This is a genomic window from Marinomonas piezotolerans, assembly GCF_003362755.1.
GTDB classification, from domain to species: domain Bacteria; phylum Pseudomonadota; class Gammaproteobacteria; order Pseudomonadales; family Marinomonadaceae; genus Marinomonas; species Marinomonas piezotolerans.
The window spans coordinates 1-17,526 of sequence record NZ_QKRA01000019.1 but is presented as its reverse complement, the minus strand read 5'-3'; the positions used below and the strand labels follow the sequence as shown (position 1 = coordinate 17,526).

Here is a 17,526-nt window from a genome sequence, read left to right as displayed (position 1 = left end):
TCTACTTGATCAACAACAGCCAATTTAAAGGCAAGGTAATAATCACGCTGTGTACGCTTAGATGTTGTGGTCATTGCACTCTCCAATTGTTGTATTGAAAAGTGACAACCTTATTTAGGACGGGTCATCGTTATCTAAAAAAGCGGCATGTGCCGCTTTTTTTGAGTGCAATCTCGATGAACAATCATCATCCGTCTGTGTTGATTTGCGTAATAATATCTTGTAACGCTGACTCAGCTTGCTGGTTGTCTATTTGGCATGTGCCTGCATTGAGGTGACCGCCACCGCCGTACTTTAGACATAGCTCTCCGACGTTTGTGTTAGAAGAGCGATTGAGTATGGATTTGCCAATAGCGAAGACCGTATTTTGCTTCTTAAGTCCCCACATTTTATGAATTGAAATATTGCAGTCTGGGAATAGTGCATACACAACAAATCGATTAGTGGCGTAGATGGTTTCTTCGTTTAGAAGATCCAACACGACAAGGTTCTTATGCACGCTTGCGCAGCGTTGAATTTGTTCTTTCGCCTTTGTGTTGTGCTCTTGATACAGTTCAATGCGTTCTTTTACGTCAGGTAGGGCGAGTATTTCTTCAATCGTGTGCTGCTTGCAGTAGTCGATCAGCTTCATCATCAATTGGTAATTAGATATGCGGAAGTCTCGGAAGCGACCTAGGCCTGTGCGAGCATCCATGATGAAATTGAGTAGCACCCAGCCTTCTGGGTTAAGGACTTCATCTCGATTGAATTGTGCAGAGTCACCTTTATCCACGGCATCCATCATATCAACAGCGATATTAGGAAATTTTTGTGCGCCACCGTAGTAATCGTAAACAACCCGCGCTGCAGAGGGGGCATTGGCATCGATGATGTGGTTTTCGATGTTGCTATCGTTACGCACTGTTTCACTTAAATGATGATCAAAGGCCAAGTGGCAGCCTTTAACATACGGAAGGTTCGTGGTGATGTCATTAGGGTTGATATCAACTTTACCGTCCTGCATATCTTTTGGATGGACAAATAGGATATCGTCGATAATGTCTAGGTCTTTCAACAATACTGCACACACTAAACCATCAAAATCGCTTCGTGTGACCAGTCGAAATTTTCCATTGCTCATGCATAGTCTTCCAGTAGTGTGAGAAGTGTTTAGTGTAGCAAGGTTAAGGGCTGTTTTAATGGGTAGATATGTAAGTTTTTGACAATTATCGGCGTTAAAAACTTAGCTTACTGAGGTTATGCAGAAAGAGCTTTTTCGGTAGAAGGCTCTTTTGATCGAACTGCTTTTGTCTAGCTGTTAGCTTCAGAGAGTGCCGCGTATGCGACCATGAAAGCACCTTCTTGGAAGGCTTTTAGTCCAGTTGCAGAGAATGGAATAGGTAAAGGATTTTGCTTGATGATCTCTTTCATTGTTGCATTGTTTATTAAATCGACGTCTAACTCACTAATGAGTTGAATTGCCGCTTCAATTTTGAAACCGACCGCACCGCCTGCAAACTTTCCTTTGGTCGGACGTTCGCGGATGACGACGCGTTCTACTTTGTAATCTTCGAACAATTTCTTCAGCATAAACTGAAATTTACGCATGCTGTCGGCGCTGTTGGGTTGAGTGAGTGCATGGCGGATTTGGCGGCAGTCTGCGATTTGAAACAGTCCGTCTTGTTTGGACAATAAACAAAGTATGACTTCGCTGCCTTTGATTTCGATACCACAAGTAATCATATGGTGTTCCTAACTGGGTGTATGAGTATTTTTGTATTATCTCACACTTACAGGTTAACAATGGCATAATGTAGGGATCAATCGAGTAGAAGTGAGACATCATGGCCAGAGGTCGACCCTCAAAGAAAGGTCTGATTGCCGAGGCGGCATCAAACTTATTCCGTGTTTCTGGGTATCAGGGAACCAGTATCGATCAAGTTGTCATTGAAGCGGGCGTCTCTAAACCAACTGTGTACAGTAATTTTCCTTCCAAGTTGTTGCTTTGGCAGGAAGTTTTGATGCTTTTGATAGCGGAAACTGAACGTGAATTGGATGCGAAAACCACCGCGTTGAAGGTATCTGAGACTTCTTTCACCAAAGGTTGGATGGCGCTTTGGGAGCAGTGGGTAGCCAGTGCTGATCGAATAGCAGCTTATCGTATTCATTGGGGTGAGCGACACAAGCTAACTGACGTCGAACACGGCTTATTTCATTCGCTTGAAGAACTATTAGTGGCGCATTTGTCTGCTTGGTTAAATGCATTTGAGTTGAGCAACGCAAATTTCTATGCACTGGTCGCCGTGTCTCGGGAAGCTTATCTGATTCCTGCGTTGTCGAAGGCATCAGCACTGCCAATTGACGTAGAAAGTGAAATTTCCGCGCTGATTAAGTGATTTCTTAGATAAGTGGGTGAGGTGGGTGATGAACGGTATTTCGTTGTTTGAACACCCAGTATTTAGACAGTGCGAAATTGACGCAATGACCTAGCAAAATACCTGGAATCATCGCCACAACTGGCGCGAAAGGGATATCTTGATAGGTTAAGTAAAATGACGTCGTCACAACCCACCAGTAAATTCCCACATTAGGAATCATCCCAATAACCGAAGCTATTACGAAGTGTGTGGCTTCTCTTAGTTTGGCGTCGACAGAAGCGTATTCCCTAAACGTATAAATACGATGGCATATCCAGTTAGTCAGTACTGCGGTAGCAAAAGCCAAGCAGCGTGCTAAGACAAGTGGTAGCCAGTTAGAGAGTAGCCACATTGCAACGATATCGACGCTGAAGCTCACCAGCCCGACGAGACTAAATTGGAAAAACTGCGTTAGAAAGTGTTTCATAGGGGCATATTAGCTTACCCCTATGACGACATTATGACGCTTGAGCTTTAACGTGATTTGCAACCAACGCGGCGATGCTACCCAGCGTGCAAATCACAAGTACTAGTCCAACGAGGCCGTAGATACCAAATAATGCAATTACGGTTGCAAAACTCGGTGGGCCGATAGTGGCACCAAGGTTGCCCATCTGGGCGAGTAGGCCATAACCGTTCGCTTGCTCTTGGCTGTTACGCGCGAGTTTGGGAATCATAGACAGCGCGGCACCTGGAATTAAGCCCGCACACAATACCATTTGCGAAACAATGATGGTGAAGAGCAGTGATGATTCTTTAAATTGGCTCAACAGAAGAGCGCCTGCCGCTAGCCCCAAGTAAGCTAATTGCGCTACCCTTTGCGGACGCATCAGATATTGAGACAGTGCTCCGGCGATAAACGTCCCGGCTGTGCTCATTAGAGGTAGAATAACTTGCATTGACGTGCGCAGGGATTCGCTCGCAATAAAGTTTGGAATGTACGTGAGCAGCGATACCAGAGTGCAAGTGTAAAATAGAAAGACAATGCCTGGTAAAACAGTGCGCGGCGTAGAGTAAATTTGCCCGAGCTTTTTGAAGTAACCGACCCCATCTTTTTCTGGAGTATCGCCATAGCGCGATTCATCATTCTTAAGCAGTAATAAGAGAATGACGGCCATTGAGGCGATAAAGAGGCCGTGGGCAAGATATAAACCACTTAAGTTGTATTGATTTAAAATGGATTTTCCCGCAAAACCACTGATGGCAAACGCCACGCCAAAAAATGTTCCCCATAGCCCCATTGTGATCGAACGGTGTTGAGGGGCACTTAACTTAGCAATCATGGTTGGTGCAGCGACTACCACTCCCAGTTGAGAAAAACCTTCAAGCAAGCGCGTTATTAATATCAATTCAAAGGATGGTAGTAATGACTGGGTAAACGATAATGCAGCTCCGAGCACTAACGCCCCAATGAGTACTTTTCGATAGCCTATACGTCCTGCCAACATCCCTGCTGTGACGCCAAATATGAGACCGACAACACCGACTAAAGAAATGGCGGCACCGGTCAGTGTCGGGCCTGCTTGATAGAAGTCTAATAACCCATTGTATGAAATAGAGAACTTGGCAAATTGCATAGCTGCGCTGACGCCTGCAAGCCACAAAATAAGCACTTCTAGCCAATGTGTTTGCGGTACTGGCTGATGGGGGTTAGACATTGGAAACTTCCCTAATTATAGATCCCGATTCTACATGATCCGGGAGCAAGTAAACAAAAAGGGGAGATTATAAACCGTTTGGTCAATATTTATTAGAGGCTAAAATGGCAATTAATAGGAATGTAGTGGAGCACACATAGCGTTATTGCGCTGCTATTACTTGCGCTCGGGTATATTCCAAAATGTAGCCTTTAAAGGGCTGCTGTAAATAATCTGTGTGGACGGGTTTACTTTGATTGCTGGCAAAGCCATGAGCTGTCATCTGCTTAGAAAACTTTGCTTTGCGTCCGCGACCAGGATCCACGATAACCACCGTACAGTTTTCATTGGCATGATTCCGAATAAAGTCGGCCAACAATTTAACGTGCTGATCTTCGTACAGAAGATCACTGCCAATAATAATATCAAAGCGCCCAAGGGAGTTGTTGTCCGCTGCCCAATCAATGCGTTGAAAGGCAATAGGCTTGCCATTATTGAGAGATGTATTGCGATTTAAAAAACCTTCCACTTCAGGGTGGTAATCGGTCGCGGTGATATCGTCTAAACGCTCGTTGAGTAATAAGCTGGAAATGCCGATACCGCAGCCTATCTCCAGAATGCGTTTACCCTTGGTTTGATAGGTCATCATGTGGTTAGCTAGCACCATTCCTGAGGGCCAGACGATACCAAAAAGGGGCCAGCTTGCATCTGAAATCCCCAAGGCTTCCGCTGCGCCATCTGGATCAGAAAATTGTTGGTTATCGCGCAATGTGCACACATGAATATCGGTACTGCCAAACTCAATTGTTTGGTATCGGACACGCAGGGGAGAGGGGAGCATTGGGTTATCCTAGTCTAGATGAGCGCAAAGGCTAAGCCAGATATCTAAGATATGTGACGAAACATAAGTGGAGTCAGAATAACCTAATTAGGCAAAAGAGCAAGTTGTTTTCGGTGCGTCGGAAGTGTTGTGGCGTATTTTGTATGCATATTTGCGTTGTATTGTGATTTGTAGAGTTGCCTTGTTTTGCCATGATAAATAAAGATTTTTCTGCGCAATATAGAAGAGGAATAGCTCGCATGGGGCCTAACAATAAATACTACCCTAATATTTTTCAGCCCTTGGATTTAGGGTTCACCACTTTAAAAAATCGCGTACTAATGGGCTCTATGCACACAGGCTTAGAAGAAAAAGATAAGACTGGGGATCAATTGGCCGCGTTCTATGCGGCGCGTGCTCGCGGTGGAGTCGGGTTGATTGTAACGGGTGGCTATAGCCCTAACGCAGAGGGCTCGCCCTATCCGATGCCCTACGAGCCCCCTTCAGTGAAGGTCCATCGAAGTATCACCCAAGCTGTGCATGACGCAGGCGGAAAAATCTGCTTGCAGATTCTGCATACAGGGCGATATGCATTTCATCCAAATTTGGTCGCTCCTTCGGCTATTCAAGCTCCCATCAACCGATTTGTTCCGAATGAGCTTTCTGATGAGCACATAGAAAAACAGATAGGTGACTTTGTCGTAATGGCTCAGTTTGCCAAACAGGCGGGCTACGATGGTGTGGAAATTATGGCGTCAGAGGGGTACTTGTTGAACCAGTTTGTCGCACAATGCACGAACCAGCGGGACGACCAGTGGGGAGGCGCCTATCAAAATAGAATACGCGTGCCTGTCGCTGTGGTTGCAAGAATACGCGAGGCAGTTGGTGAGCACTTTATTATTATTTTTAGATTATCGATGCTAGACCTTGTAGAAGGCGGATCGAGCTTCGATGAGATAGTGGAGCTAGGACAAGCCGTTGAAAAGGCAGGAGCCACAATTATAAATACAGGAATTGGTTGGCACGAAGCACGTATACCAACGATCGCAACATGTGTCCCTAGAGGTGGTTTCTCGTGGGTCACAAGTAAGTTTCGTGAGTATTTTACCATTCCAGTGGTTGCGACCAATCGCATTAATACACCAGAGGTTGCAGAAGCGATTCTCAACGCCGGAGAGGCTGATATGGTGTCCATGGCGAGGCCATTTTTAGCCGATCCTGATTTTGTCAACAAAGCAGAGTCGGGGCGGGCAAAAGCAATTAATACGTGCATTGGTTGCAATCAAGCGTGTTTGGATCACGTATTTGTTGGCAAAGTCGCCAGTTGCTTGGTTAACCCATTTGCATGCCATGAAACGAAGCGTATTCGCGTAACTGCAGAGAAGCCTAAGAAAATTGTGGTAGTTGGCGCTGGACCAGCTGGGCTTGCTGCCGCTGAAACGGCTGCATCTCGCGGGCACCGCGTTACATTGATTGATGCTTGTAGTCAGTTGGGTGGCCAGTTCAATATTGCAAAGACGATTCCGGGAAAGTCAGAATTTGCAGAGACATTGCGTTACTTTGATCATCGTCTGGCAGAGTTGGGTGTAAAAGTGTGCCTAAATACGCGCGTGGACGTTGCGGGTTTAAATCAAATGGACGTTGATCATGTGTTGCTTGCAACAGGTATTCAGCCACGTATGCCTGACATACTCGGCATCAATCATTCTAGTGTAAAAAGTTATCTTGAAGTACTTCGTGATAAGTCGAAGGTAGGTAGCCGTGTCGCACTTATAGGCGCTGGCGGAATTGGGTTTGATGTGGCGGAATATCTTATGGTTGATGAACCTGATAAGCCTCTTAATGATGTAGCGGACTTTGCGCATAACTGGGGAATAGATACCTCTCTCAAAGCTCGCGGCGGTGTAGAGGGAGTGGAGCCTTCCCCCCATATTTCAGAGAGAGAAATCTATTTGCTACAGCGCAAGCCTTCAAAAGTGGGGGTGGGTTTGGGTAAGACGACAGGTTGGATACATCGAACTCAGCTGAAGCAAGGGGGGGTGAAGATGTTGGCCGGTTGTACTTATGAAAAAATCGATGACGCTGGCCTACACTTGTTGGTAGATGGCGAAAAGCGCTTATTACAAGTTGATACAGTTGTTGTTTGTGCAGGACAGGAGCCATCACGTTCCCTCGCTGATGGTTTGCGTCATTCCTATCAATTTATTGGTGGCGCCGATATTGCTAAGGAATTAGATGCCAAACGAGCGATATTACAAGGAACAGAAGTGGCGTTGATGTTGTAGAAGATTGGTGGGGAACTAATCTATGATGCCAAGTTCCAACCTATTAAATGAAAGATTATCGAGGCAAAACCATGAAATGGACGATGATGACGGGGTCTATGATCACAGTCGCAGTGCTTAGCGTTGTGCCTGTGCAGGCAGAGATTCAAACGATGATTGCTGCAGGCGGGTGTTTCTGGTGTGTCGAATCGGACTTTGAGAAGGTGGATGGTGTAGAAAGTGTCGTGTCAGGTTATACGGGGGGGACACTGGTAAACCCTACATATAAGCAGGTTTCCTCCAAAAATACCGGACATTTTGAAGCGGTAAAAATTACCTTTGATGACGAAAAGGTGAGCTTGCGAGAGCTTACGGATTATTTTTGGAAGACTATTGATCCAACCGATCCGAACGGTCAGTTTTGTGATAAAGGTGAACCCTACAGAACTGGGTTGTTTTACCAAAATGACGAACAAAAACGGGTTTTTGAGGCGTCTTTGTCAGATATAGAGAAGAACAAGCCCTTTTCGGAAGACATTGTCACTGAAATACTTCCAGCAAAGACATTCTATTTAGCTGAAGAATACCATCAAGATTACTATCTAAAAAATAGCTGGCGATATCGTTTCTATCGTTCGAGCTGTGGTAGAGAGGCTCGTATAGAAGAGTTGTGGGGAAGTGTAGCGAGTGAGCAGTATCATTAACGATACAACCTTGTAACTGAGATGTCGCTTTCATAAAAAAGCCCCGCTAGTAGCCTAGCGGGGCTTTTTTTGATTCTGCAGTATCAACCTTTGCGACGACGAAATGCCGACGTTGCTGTTTTAGATGTGACATCTAGTTTTGCCATGATCATCGCCATCTCATCTGCTTGCTCTTGCTGAGCAAGACGAAGTTTTTCAGCACGTTCTTGCTTGGCCTGTTTTTCAGCTTCGCGCAACATTTTTTGAATATTGCTTTTGCTTCGAGTTGTGCGATTAATCGTAGTCGGCTTTGTAGGATCTTCTTTTTTAGATGCTGCAGGGGTATCTAAACGATCTTCGCCGATAAGCTCACCGAAAAAAGAGGAGGCGGTTGGCTTGGGCTCATCCTTTTGGGGTAGATCTACTTTCTTCACTTCAGTCTTTTTGGTGGCTGCTTTGCGACCAGGAGACTTCTTGACTGGCTCGTTTGTAGATACGCCATTGGTATCAAACATGGCTTTCTTGCCAAAACTGAGTTGGCTAACCTTGCTTGTTGTTTGTCCAATCTTGTAGCCACGCAAGCTCTCTGCGTTATAAATAGAGATATAGTCTTGCTCTAATTCATAAAGCTCCTCTTTATCTCTAGTTTCATAAAGCTCTTCTACTGAAAATGCATCGACACCGTGTGTACGGATTTCTTCGTAAAGCGGGTAATCTAAATCTTCATTGGCTGCTTCGACATACTGTTCGAAGCGCTGAAAACCGCTATTAAATGAAGTGCCGACGTAGTGCTTTCCAGTGACATTATTTGTGATTTTAAAAACGACCAAATCGCTGCCTCTTGAATTTCTTACAGTCAAAAACATAGCACCTGCCACCGCCCTTATTAGACGGTGCCTGACGCTTGTGAATACATTAGTGTTTAAAGCTTGATGACGAGATTTAATCCGTCTCGCACATGGAGGTGGACATTTTCCACTCTCGGGTCCGCTGCGATGCGTTTGTTCATGGCGTCCACTGCAACATCGCTGTTCTCTTCAGGAGAGAGTACCCGTCCTTGCCAAATTGAATTATCGATTACGATAAGTCCGCCACTTCTAATTAACGAAACAGCTGCTTCGTAGTAATTCAGATAGTTGCGCTTATCAGCGTCGATGAAGACAAAATCGAATGAGCCCTCAAGCGTTTGAATGGTTTCCAACGCTGGGCCAAAAACAGGAGTGATCTTGTGCCCGAATGGACTCCGATCAAAAAAAGATTGTGCAAACGATATTGCACGGGGGTTGGTTTCACAACAAAGTAGGGTGCCGTCTTCGGGCATGCCTTCGGCGATCGACAAGGCAGAGTAACCAGTAAACATACCTATTTCTAAAGCACGTTTAGGTTGGTGGATCTTCGCAAGCAATTTTAGCGTTCGACCAATTGTGCGCCCAGACAGCTTATTGGGGTAACCCATATCAGAGTATGTTTTTTCAACAAGCTCTAATAATAAGTCGGGCTCTGGTTGAGTTGTCTCAACACAGTAATTGTCAATAGCGTCGTGATCCATAAGGCCTTTTTAGATGTCGATCTGTTTGTTGTGAAACGGGCGCCATTTTACCGCGCTGGCAGCGAATGTCTATGGCAGAAAAGCACAAAAAAAGGTTGATTTTTGTAGCGTCAGCATTCTCATTGTATTCAAGTGTGAATGTGTCTTTAGGAGGTCGCAAAAAGCTCTGAGAAGTGTTAGTTTACTGGCCTTAAATTTACATGTGCTCTTTCGTATGGAGCACCACTGACTCCGATAGGGGAAGAAAATGCCAGTAATTACGTTACCAGATGGAAATCAACGCTCGTTCAACGAGCCTGTTACACTCATGCAAGTGGCCGAAGATATTGGCCCTGGTCTAGCGAAAGCGACTGTTGCCGGGAAAATAAACGGCAAACTCGTTGATGCTTGTGAATTAATCACAGAAGATTCAAGTGTGAGCCTAGTAACAGGGCGTGACGAAGAAGGGTTGGAGATTATCCGCCATTCGTTTGCCCATTTGGTAGGTCACGCGGTCAAGCAGTTATTCCCAACTGCAAAAATGGCTATTGGTCCGGTTATTAGTGAAGGGTTCTACTACGACATTGCTTATGAGCGTCCCTTTACACCCGATGACATGGCAGCTATCGAAAAGCGTATTGGCGAGCTGATCAAAAAAGATTACGACGTTATAAAGAAGATGACGCCTGTCGATCAAGCGCGAGCTCAGTTTGTTGAGCGAGGTGAAGACTACAAGGTTCAGCTCATTGACGATATGGATGACTCTGTAAAAGAGGTCGGTCTGTATCATCATGAAGAATATATGGATATGTGTCGTGGCCCCCATGTGCCGAATACACGTGTATTGCGTCATTTTAAACTAATGAAGCTTGCGGGTGCGTATTGGCGAGGTGACTCCAGTAACGAGCAACTGCAGCGTATATATGGTACGGCTTGGTCTGACAAAAAAGATCTGAAAGCTTATTTGACGCGTATCGAAGAAGCCGAAAAACGTGATCATCGTAAGCTGGGTAAAAAATTAGATTTATTTCATGTTCAGGAAGAAGCACCTGGTATGGTGTTTTGGCATCCTAAAGGTTGGGGGCTGTATCAGATCGTAGAGCAATACATGCGACAGAAACAGCGCGAAAACGGTTATCAAGAGGTGAAAACACCGCAAATTGTTGACCGTGTACTTTGGGAAAAGTCTGGGCATTGGGGTAAATATCATGAAAACATGTTTACGACTCACTCAGAGAATCGTGATTACGCTGTAAAACCAATGAACTGCCCTTGCCATATTCAAGTGTATAATCAAGGCCTGAAAAGTTACCGTGATTTACCCTATCGTATGGCTGAATTTGGTTCATGTCACCGTAATGAACCCTCTGGGGCATTGCATGGCATCATGCGTGTACGTAACTTTGTACAAGATGACGGACATATTTTTGCCACGGAAGATCAAATTCAATCAGAAGTGTCTGAATTCATAGAGTTGCTACACGAGGTGTACGCTGATTTTGGTTTTACCAATATTATTTATCGATTATCAACTCGCCCTGAGCAGCGAGTCGGTTCTGATGAAGTGTGGGATAAAGCAGAGAAAGCGTTAGCTGATGCCTTAGATGTGGCTGGGCTTGAATGGGAAGAGTTGCCAGGCGAAGGGGCGTTCTACGGACCGAAAATCGAATTCTCTCTGAAAGATGCCATTGGTCGAGTTTGGCAATGTGGTACTATCCAAGTTGACTTCTCTATGCCAACACGCCTCGGGGCGCAATATGTGTCAGAAGATGGATCGCGTCAAACGCCAGTTATGCTGCACCGAGCAATCGTTGGTTCTTTAGAGCGTTTCATTGGTATACTGATCGAAGAAACAGAAGGTGCCTTCCCAGCGTGGTTAGCACCTGAGCAAGTCGTGATTCTAAATATCACGGATCGCCAAGCGGAATATTGCCAAAATTTAGAGAAAACTCTGAATTCTAATGGCTTCCGAGCAAAACTTGACTTGAGAAACGAGAAGATCGGGTTTAAAATCCGCGAGCATACTTTACAGAGAGTGCCTTATTTGATCGTTGTCGGTGATAAAGAAGTCGAAAATCAGCAGGTTGCTGTTCGTACTCGTTCTGGCGAAGATCTTGGTGTGATGAGTATAAAAGATTTTGAAGAATTGCTTCAAAACGAAGTCTCACGCCGTAGTCGTAAATAAAAGATGGAGATAGAGCTATAAAAGGTAATATGAATCGTGGACGCGCAAATGCGAAACAACGTCCTCTAATCAACGAAAACATTCGAGCTACCGAAGTGCGTCTAATTGGTGCTGAAGGTGATCAAATTGGTGTTGTTTCGATTGAAGAAGCACTAGAAGCTGCACGTGCTGCAACGCTTGACCTAGTGCAGATTGCTGATTCAGATCCGATTGTTTGCAAAATCATGGACTACGGTAAGCATGTGTTCGAGCAAAAAAAGGCGAAAGCCGCTCAGCGCAAGAATGCGAAGCAAATCCAAGTTAAAGAAATGAAATTCCGTCCAGGGACGGAGGAAGGGGATTATCAGGTAAAACTCCGCAACCTGATACGTTTCCTTGAAGGAGGGGATAAGGCCAAGGTTTCGTTACGTTACCGCGGTCGTGAAATGGCCCATCAGGAGCTTGGCATGCAACTTATGAATCGAGTCGCACAAGACTTAGATGATTATGGTGTAGTGGAACAAGCTGCGAAAATGGAAGGTCGTCAATTGACTATGGTGCTGGCCCCTAAAAAGAAGAAGTAGTAAAAGCGATTAGGTATTAGTCCTTGTTACTGCATTAACATTAACGAATGCGAGAGTGGTTTTACCATGCCAAAAATTAAATCTAACAGTAGTGCTCTTAAGCGCTTCAAACGTACCGCGAACGGTTTTAAACATAAGCAGTCTTTCACTAGTCACATTTTGACTAAAAAGTCTACTAAGCGTAAACGTCAACTTCGTGCAATGCACCAAGTAAAAGCTAGCGACAAGCCATTAATTGTTCGCATGCTTCCTTACGTTTAATCGATATTTTTTAAGTCAACATTCTAGTTAAAAGGTTTATATTATGCCTCGCGTAAAACGTGGTGTTCAGGCTCGTCGCCGTCACAAAAAGATTTTAAAGCAAGCTAAAGGTTACTACGGTGCTCGTAGCCGTGTATTTCGTGTAGCGAAACAAGCGGTTATTAAAGCAGGTCAATACGCATACCGTGACCGTCGTCAGCGCAAACGTCAATTCCGTGCTCTATGGATTGCTCGTATTAACGCTGCGGCTCGTATCAATGGTCTATCTTACAGCCGCTTCATTGCTGGTCTTAAGAAAGCATCAATTGAAATCGACCGTAAAGTACTAGCTGACTTGGCCGTTTACGAAAAAGAAGTTTTTGCTGCGATCGTTGAGAAAGCGAAAGCAAGCTTGGCTTAATTCTAGACGTAGTGCCTAGAGTGATGTCGCATTCATTGTGTTGTCACTCAAGCAGTCTTTAATAGGGGAAGGGCCAATGCTCTTCCCCTATTTTATTTTTTGGAGTAAGTAAATGGAGAACCTAAACCAGATTCTTGCTGACGCGCTGGCCGCGGTAGCTGCATCTGACAGTGAATCAGCCCTTGATGAAGTACGAGTGCATTATCTGGGTAAGAAAGGCGCTTTGACAGCACTTTTGAAACAACTGGGTAATGTTGCTGCGGAAGATCGCCCTAAGTTTGGGCAGCTTGTGAATGAAGCCAAGCAACAAGTTCAAGAGAAAATCAACGAGCGTAAGACTGCCCTTGCAGCGGCTGCGTTAAATGCCAAGCTTGCAAATGAGACGATCGATATTTCGTTGTCGGGTAAAGGACAAGAAATAGGTGGTCTTCACCCTGTTACACGTACTATGGAGCGAATTGAAACATTCTTCCGTGGTATTGGTTTTGATGTGGCATCAGGACCGGAAATTGAAGATGATTATCATAACTTCGAAGCGTTAAACATTCCTGAGCATCATCCTGCGCGGGCTATGCAGGATACGTTCTACTTCAATCCTAATACAGTATTGCGCACCCACACATCTCCGGTACAAGTTCGTACGATGGAAAACAATCAGCCGCCAATACGAATTATTTGTCCTGGTCGTGTCTATCGCAGCGACTCTGATCAGACTCATACGCCAATGTTCCATCAGGTGGAAGGATTGCTAATCGACGAAAATATTTCCTTTGCTGATCTTAAAGGGATATTGCAGCAATTTTTGAATGTGTTTTTTGAAGATGATCTTAAAGTGCGTTTCCGCCCTAGTTACTTCCCATTTACTGAACCATCTATTGAAGTCGATATCATGCGCACCAATAGCAAAGGGGAAGAATCTTGGCTGGAAGTGTTAGGGTGTGGAATGGTGCATCCGAAAGTGCTTGAAATGTCTGGCATCGATCCAGAAAAGTATACTGGTTTTGCTTTTGGTATGGGTGTAGAGCGATTCGCTATGCTGCGTTACAAAGTTGATGACCTACGTATGTTCTTCGAAAACGATCTACGTTTCCTAACACAATTCAAGTAAAGACCAAGGGCTAGATATGAAATTCAGTGAAAATTGGCTAAGAGAGTGGGTCAATCCAGAAGTAACGACTGACGAACTTGTCGCTCAAGTGACAATGGCGGGTCTTGAAGTGGACGAAGTCGAGGCCGCAGCAGGTGAATTCACTGGTGTTGTAGTTGGTGAAATTCTAGCGGCCGAGCAGCACCCCAATGCTGACAAATTGCAAGTATGTACTGTCTCTGACGGTGCTGAGCAATTTCAAGTAGTATGCGGTGCACCTAACGCTCGCCCTGGTATCAAAATTCCATTTGCCAAAATCGGCGCTGTATTAGGCGGTGATTTTAAAATTAAAAAAGCGAAACTACGCCAAGTAGAGTCTTTTGGCATGCTATGTTCGGCATCTGAGCTGAAAATCAGCGAGGAGAATGATGGCATTTTAGAGCTTGCAGAGGATGCGCCAGTCGGTACAGATATTCGTGAATACTTGAACCTTGATGACAGCGTTATAGACGTAGACTTGACGCCAAACCGTGCAGACTGTCTGAGCATAGCGGGTCTTGCGCGTGAAGTAGGTGTGATCAACAAGGTTGACGTGACGCCTGTTGTCATCGAAACACAAGCGGTAAGCATTGACGATAGCTTCCCAATTCGCGTTGACGCCACAGAAGGCTGCCCACGATATCTCGGTCGAGTGATCAAAGGGGTTAACGTAAAAGCGGAAACGCCTTTGTGGATGGTTGAGAAGCTACGTCGTAGCGGTATTCGTTCGATTGACCCTATTGTCGACATCACTAACTATGTGATGATCGAATTAGGTCAACCGATGCATGCGTTTGACTTGAATAACCTGTCTGGCTCTATTGTTGTTCGCATGGCGGAAGAGGGCGAAAAGCTACTTCTACTTGACGGCCAAGAGATCGCACTGCGTGCAGATACTATGGTGATAGCGGATGAGCAAAAAGCGTTAGCTATGGCGGGTATCATGGGGGGCGAGCACTCTGGTGTGAATGCGGATACGCAGACCATCTTCCTTGAAAGTGCGTTCTTTGCGCCGCTAGCCTTGGCAGGCAAAGCGCGCTCTTATGGCTTGCATACAGATTCGTCACACCGTTTCGAGCGTGGTGTCGATGCGACCCTTGCGGCTAAAGCAATGGAACGTGCGACTCAGTTGATTTTGGATATTGCTGGTGGTGAAGTAGGTCCAGTCAATGAAGTTGTCACCGAAGCAAACCTGTCAAAAGCAAATCAAGTGACACTCCGTCGTAAGAAATTGGATCAGTATCTAGCAACCTCTTTAGATAAAGATCTAGTGACTGATATCCTTACACGCCTTGACCTTGAAATGGTTGAAGTAACGGACGAGCAATGGGTAACGATTGCACCGTCACACCGCTTTGATATTGAAATCGAAGCCGACTTGATCGAAGAAGTTGCGCGTATCTACGGTTACGACAACCTGCCTTCATCAATGCCTACGGCAGCAGTGAGCTTTACGCCAGCGTCTGAAAGCAAAACACCTATTCAAGCGTTACGTGCGACATTAGTGTCTCAAGGTTACCAAGAAGCCGTTACGTACAGTTTTATTGACCCGCTATTGAGTAAGCAGTTTTTTCCTGAAGTAGAACCTGTTCCTTTAGCGAATCCAATCTCTGGGGATATGGGCGTCATGCGCACGAGCTTGCTACCAGGCTTGGTAAAAGTGTATCTGCATAACCAAAATCGACAACAGTCTCGTGTGCGTATTTTTGAGACGGGGAGTCGATTCATTGGTGACGTAAATAAACTAGATGAGCTGGATCAAGTTCATCAAGTGTCTGGTTTAATTGCTGGCTCTCGTTACCCAGAAGGTTGGTATCACAATAATGAAAAAGTCGACTTTTACGACCTTAAGGCGCATGTAGAAGAGGTTTTTGCACTGAATCAAGGTCCTAAGCCCGAGTTTGAGCGTGCAGAAGAAACCTATTTACACCCAGGACGTTCAGCTTACGTATTGGTAGATGGTGAAAGAGTGGGCGTGCTAGGCGAGCTACATCCTCAGTTGTCCAAGCAATTGGGTGCTAATCAGCCAGTGTATGTCTTTGAGTTGGCGCTAGATGTAGTGCTTGGTGCGACGCTTCCTGAATACCAACGTGTGTCCAAATTTCCTGAAGTTCGTCGAGACCTAGCGCTTATTGTGAAGCGAGAAGCACCTGTTCGAGCTTTGGAAGATGTGATCGCTGGAGCAGCGGGAGAGTCCTTTAAAAAAGTGACTGTTTTCGATGTTTATCAAGGCCAAGGCATTGATGAATCAGAAAAAAGTGTGGCTTTAGGCTTGACGTGGCAGCATCCTTCACACACTCTTAGTGATGAAGAAGTGAACAGTGCTGTGGAAGCAGTTACTGCAGCGCTTGCAGATAAGCTGGGAGCAGTTATTCGGGGGTAAGATTATGGCGTCCTTGACGAAAGCAGACATTGCAGAAAATTTAGTTGATTCGATGGGGTTGAGTAAAAAAGATGCAAAAGACCTGGTCGAGTGTTTTTTTGACACGGTCAGAGAGACTCTTGTCGAACGGGAGCAAGTCAAATTATCAGGTTTTGGTAATTTTGAAGTGCGTGAGAAAAGTCAACGTCCTGGGCGCAACCCCAAAACAGGTGAAGAAATTCCAATTACTGCTCGAACTGTTGTGACGTTTAAGCCAGGTCAAAAACTCAAGACGAAGGTCGAGAGTTATATGCAAGAGTAAGTCGCTGTAAATGGTCTTTTAAAAAGCCACTAGAAATAATCTAGTGGCTTTTTTAGTGCATAGGGTCTTCTGGAATCTAGATTCATCTGTTGTATAGAATCGATGTAAAGATGAATTTATCCTTACACATTACGCAGTTACGTTATTCTTGTGACGTGGGTGATGTGCGAAAAAAGACGAAAAAACTTAAAAAACTTCTTCCCTTTTTATTTTGTTATAGTAATATACGCACCCGCTGACAGGGGCAGCGCCCTAATTCAGTAACGGGGCGTAGCGCAGCCTGGTAGCGCACTAGCATGGGGTGCTAGTGGTCGCAGGTTCAAATCCTGCCGTCCCGACCAGTACATTGATAGAAGCCGCTATAGCTCAGTTGGTAGAGCATCTGACTTGTAATCAGAGGGTCCCGAGTTCGACTCTTGGTGGCGGCACCATCGCCGTACTGTGTTGTAAAATGTTATTCGTTTATGCCGCTATAGCTCAGTTGGTAGAGCATCTGACTTGTAATCAGAGGGTCCCGAGTTCGACTCTTGGTGGCGGCACCATTAAACGATAGCAGCTATTTGCCGCTATAGCTCAGTTGGTAGAGCATCTGACTTGTAATCAGAGGGTCCCGAGTTCGACTCTTGGTGGCGGCACCACTTCTCTTTAAATAGAGTCGTAGAAAATTTGTTAGCGATAAGCCGCTATAGCTCAGTTGGTAGAGCATCTGACTTGTAATCAGAGGGTCCCGAGTTCGACTCTTGGTGGCGGCACCATCATCGCAAACATCGATTGGGTGTGTAGCTCAGTTGGGAGAGCGTCGCCCTTACAAGGCGAATGTCGGGAGTTCGAACCTCTCCACACCCACCACTCATAGGAAGTGGCTAAAGAACCTATGACAATGGAGCGGTAGTTCAGTTGGTTAGAATACCTGCCTGTCACGCAGGGGGTCGCGGGTTCGAGTCCCGTCCGTTCCGCCACTTACTTTTGATGTGAGTAA

At 45.3% G+C, this 17,526-nt stretch carries 17 protein-coding genes and 7 tRNA genes; 17 read left to right on the top strand and 7 right to left on the bottom strand.

The window, feature by feature from the left end:
• Positions 1–187: 187 nt before the first annotated feature.
• Both DN730_RS18805 and DN730_RS18800 read right to left on the bottom strand, forming a co-directional pair.
• On the bottom strand, positions 188–1,120 hold the full coding sequence (locus DN730_RS18805; RefSeq protein WP_115469662.1) for a DHH family phosphoesterase: 933 nt from the start codon (positions 1,118–1,120) through the stop codon (positions 188–190).
• Positions 1,121–1,290: 170 nt separating this feature from the next.
• Positions 1,291–1,722 (bottom strand): DUF3010 family protein, encoded by a 432-nt coding sequence (locus DN730_RS18800; protein ID WP_115469661.1) that lies wholly within the window; start codon positions 1,720–1,722, stop codon positions 1,291–1,293.
• Between the two features lie 101 nt (positions 1,723–1,823).
• Between DN730_RS18800 and DN730_RS18795 the strand changes: the two genes are divergently transcribed.
• A complete protein-coding gene (locus tag DN730_RS18795) occupies positions 1,824–2,375 on the top strand; it encodes a TetR/AcrR family transcriptional regulator (protein WP_115469660.1) in 552 nt (183 codons plus the stop codon).
• A 4-nt stretch (positions 2,376–2,379) separates the two neighbouring features.
• Here the strand turns inward: DN730_RS18795 and DN730_RS18790 are convergent, their stop codons facing one another.
• From DN730_RS18790 to DN730_RS18780, 3 genes are all read right to left on the bottom strand, one after another.
• Positions 2,380–2,823 (bottom strand): GtrA family protein, encoded by a 444-nt coding sequence (locus tag DN730_RS18790; protein ID WP_115469659.1) that lies wholly within the window; start codon positions 2,821–2,823, stop codon positions 2,380–2,382.
• Positions 2,824–2,854: 31 nt separating this feature from the next.
• Complete coding sequence (locus DN730_RS18785) at positions 2,855–4,054, bottom strand: MFS transporter (RefSeq protein WP_115469658.1); 1,200 nt, start codon at positions 4,052–4,054, stop codon at positions 2,855–2,857.
• Between the two features lie 142 nt (positions 4,055–4,196).
• Positions 4,197–4,874 carry a class I SAM-dependent methyltransferase gene (locus tag DN730_RS18780; protein WP_115469657.1) on the bottom strand — a complete coding sequence of 226 codons (678 nt, stop codon included), beginning with the start codon at positions 4,872–4,874 and terminating at the stop codon, positions 4,197–4,199.
• A gap of 239 nt (positions 4,875–5,113) precedes the next feature.
• On the opposite strand from DN730_RS18780, the gene DN730_RS18775 reads away from it, so the two are divergent.
• Both DN730_RS18775 and msrA read left to right on the top strand, forming a co-directional pair.
• Positions 5,114–7,138 (top strand): NADPH-dependent 2,4-dienoyl-CoA reductase, encoded by a 2,025-nt coding sequence (locus tag DN730_RS18775; protein ID WP_115469656.1) that lies wholly within the window; start codon positions 5,114–5,116, stop codon positions 7,136–7,138.
• 71 nt (positions 7,139–7,209) lie between these two features.
• Entirely contained in the window at positions 7,210–7,821 is a 612-nt protein-coding gene (msrA, locus tag DN730_RS18770) for a peptide-methionine (S)-S-oxide reductase MsrA (protein ID WP_245958020.1), read from the top strand.
• A gap of 83 nt (positions 7,822–7,904) precedes the next feature.
• Here the strand turns inward: msrA and DN730_RS18765 are convergent, their stop codons facing one another.
• On the bottom strand, positions 7,905–8,630 hold the full coding sequence (locus tag DN730_RS18765; protein ID WP_115469654.1) for a GIY-YIG nuclease family protein: 726 nt from the start codon (positions 8,628–8,630) through the stop codon (positions 7,905–7,907).
• A gap of 92 nt (positions 8,631–8,722) precedes the next feature.
• Positions 8,723–9,349 (bottom strand): O-methyltransferase, encoded by a 627-nt coding sequence (locus tag DN730_RS18760; protein WP_115469653.1) that lies wholly within the window; start codon positions 9,347–9,349, stop codon positions 8,723–8,725.
• Positions 9,350–9,596: 247 nt separating this feature from the next.
• Between DN730_RS18760 and thrS the strand changes: the two genes are divergently transcribed.
• From thrS to DN730_RS18690, 14 genes are all read left to right on the top strand, one after another.
• On the top strand, positions 9,597–11,513 hold the full coding sequence (thrS, locus tag DN730_RS18755; protein ID WP_115469652.1) for a threonine--tRNA ligase: 1,917 nt from the start codon (positions 9,597–9,599) through the stop codon (positions 11,511–11,513).
• 29 nt (positions 11,514–11,542) lie between these two features.
• Positions 11,543–12,076, top strand: a complete 534-nt coding sequence (infC, locus tag DN730_RS18750) for a translation initiation factor IF-3 (protein WP_115469651.1) — start codon at positions 11,543–11,545, stop codon at positions 12,074–12,076.
• A 66-nt stretch (positions 12,077–12,142) separates the two neighbouring features.
• The gene (gene rpmI / locus DN730_RS18745) at positions 12,143–12,337 is read left to right on the top strand and encodes a 50S ribosomal protein L35 (protein WP_115469650.1); all 195 of its coding nucleotides are present in this window, start codon (positions 12,143–12,145) and stop codon (positions 12,335–12,337) included.
• A gap of 43 nt (positions 12,338–12,380) precedes the next feature.
• Positions 12,381–12,737: a 50S ribosomal protein L20 gene (gene rplT, locus DN730_RS18740; RefSeq protein ID WP_013661637.1), complete on the top strand. Its 357-nt coding sequence runs from the start codon at positions 12,381–12,383 to the stop codon at positions 12,735–12,737.
• A 112-nt stretch (positions 12,738–12,849) separates the two neighbouring features.
• The gene (pheS, locus tag DN730_RS18735; protein WP_115469649.1) at positions 12,850–13,845 is read left to right on the top strand and encodes a phenylalanine--tRNA ligase subunit alpha; all 996 of its coding nucleotides are present in this window, start codon (positions 12,850–12,852) and stop codon (positions 13,843–13,845) included.
• A 16-nt stretch (positions 13,846–13,861) separates the two neighbouring features.
• Positions 13,862–16,246: a phenylalanine--tRNA ligase subunit beta gene (pheT, locus tag DN730_RS18730; RefSeq protein WP_115469648.1), complete on the top strand. Its 2,385-nt coding sequence runs from the start codon at positions 13,862–13,864 to the stop codon at positions 16,244–16,246.
• A 4-nt stretch (positions 16,247–16,250) separates the two neighbouring features.
• Positions 16,251–16,547: an integration host factor subunit alpha gene (locus tag DN730_RS18725; RefSeq protein ID WP_115469647.1), complete on the top strand. Its 297-nt coding sequence runs from the start codon at positions 16,251–16,253 to the stop codon at positions 16,545–16,547.
• Positions 16,548–16,811: 264 nt separating this feature from the next.
• Positions 16,812–16,888 (top strand) — tRNA-Pro (locus DN730_RS18720).
• A gap of 14 nt (positions 16,889–16,902) precedes the next feature.
• A tRNA-Thr gene (locus tag DN730_RS18715) sits at positions 16,903–16,978 on the top strand.
• A gap of 35 nt (positions 16,979–17,013) precedes the next feature.
• Positions 17,014–17,089: transfer RNA gene (locus tag DN730_RS18710), tRNA-Thr, on the top strand.
• Between the two features lie 20 nt (positions 17,090–17,109).
• A tRNA-Thr gene (locus tag DN730_RS18705) sits at positions 17,110–17,185 on the top strand.
• Between the two features lie 41 nt (positions 17,186–17,226).
• Positions 17,227–17,302: transfer RNA gene (locus tag DN730_RS18700), tRNA-Thr, on the top strand.
• A gap of 18 nt (positions 17,303–17,320) precedes the next feature.
• Positions 17,321–17,396: transfer RNA gene (locus DN730_RS18695), tRNA-Val, on the top strand.
• Positions 17,397–17,429: 33 nt separating this feature from the next.
• Positions 17,430–17,506: transfer RNA gene (locus tag DN730_RS18690), tRNA-Asp, on the top strand.
• Positions 17,507–17,526: the final 20 nt, after the last annotated feature.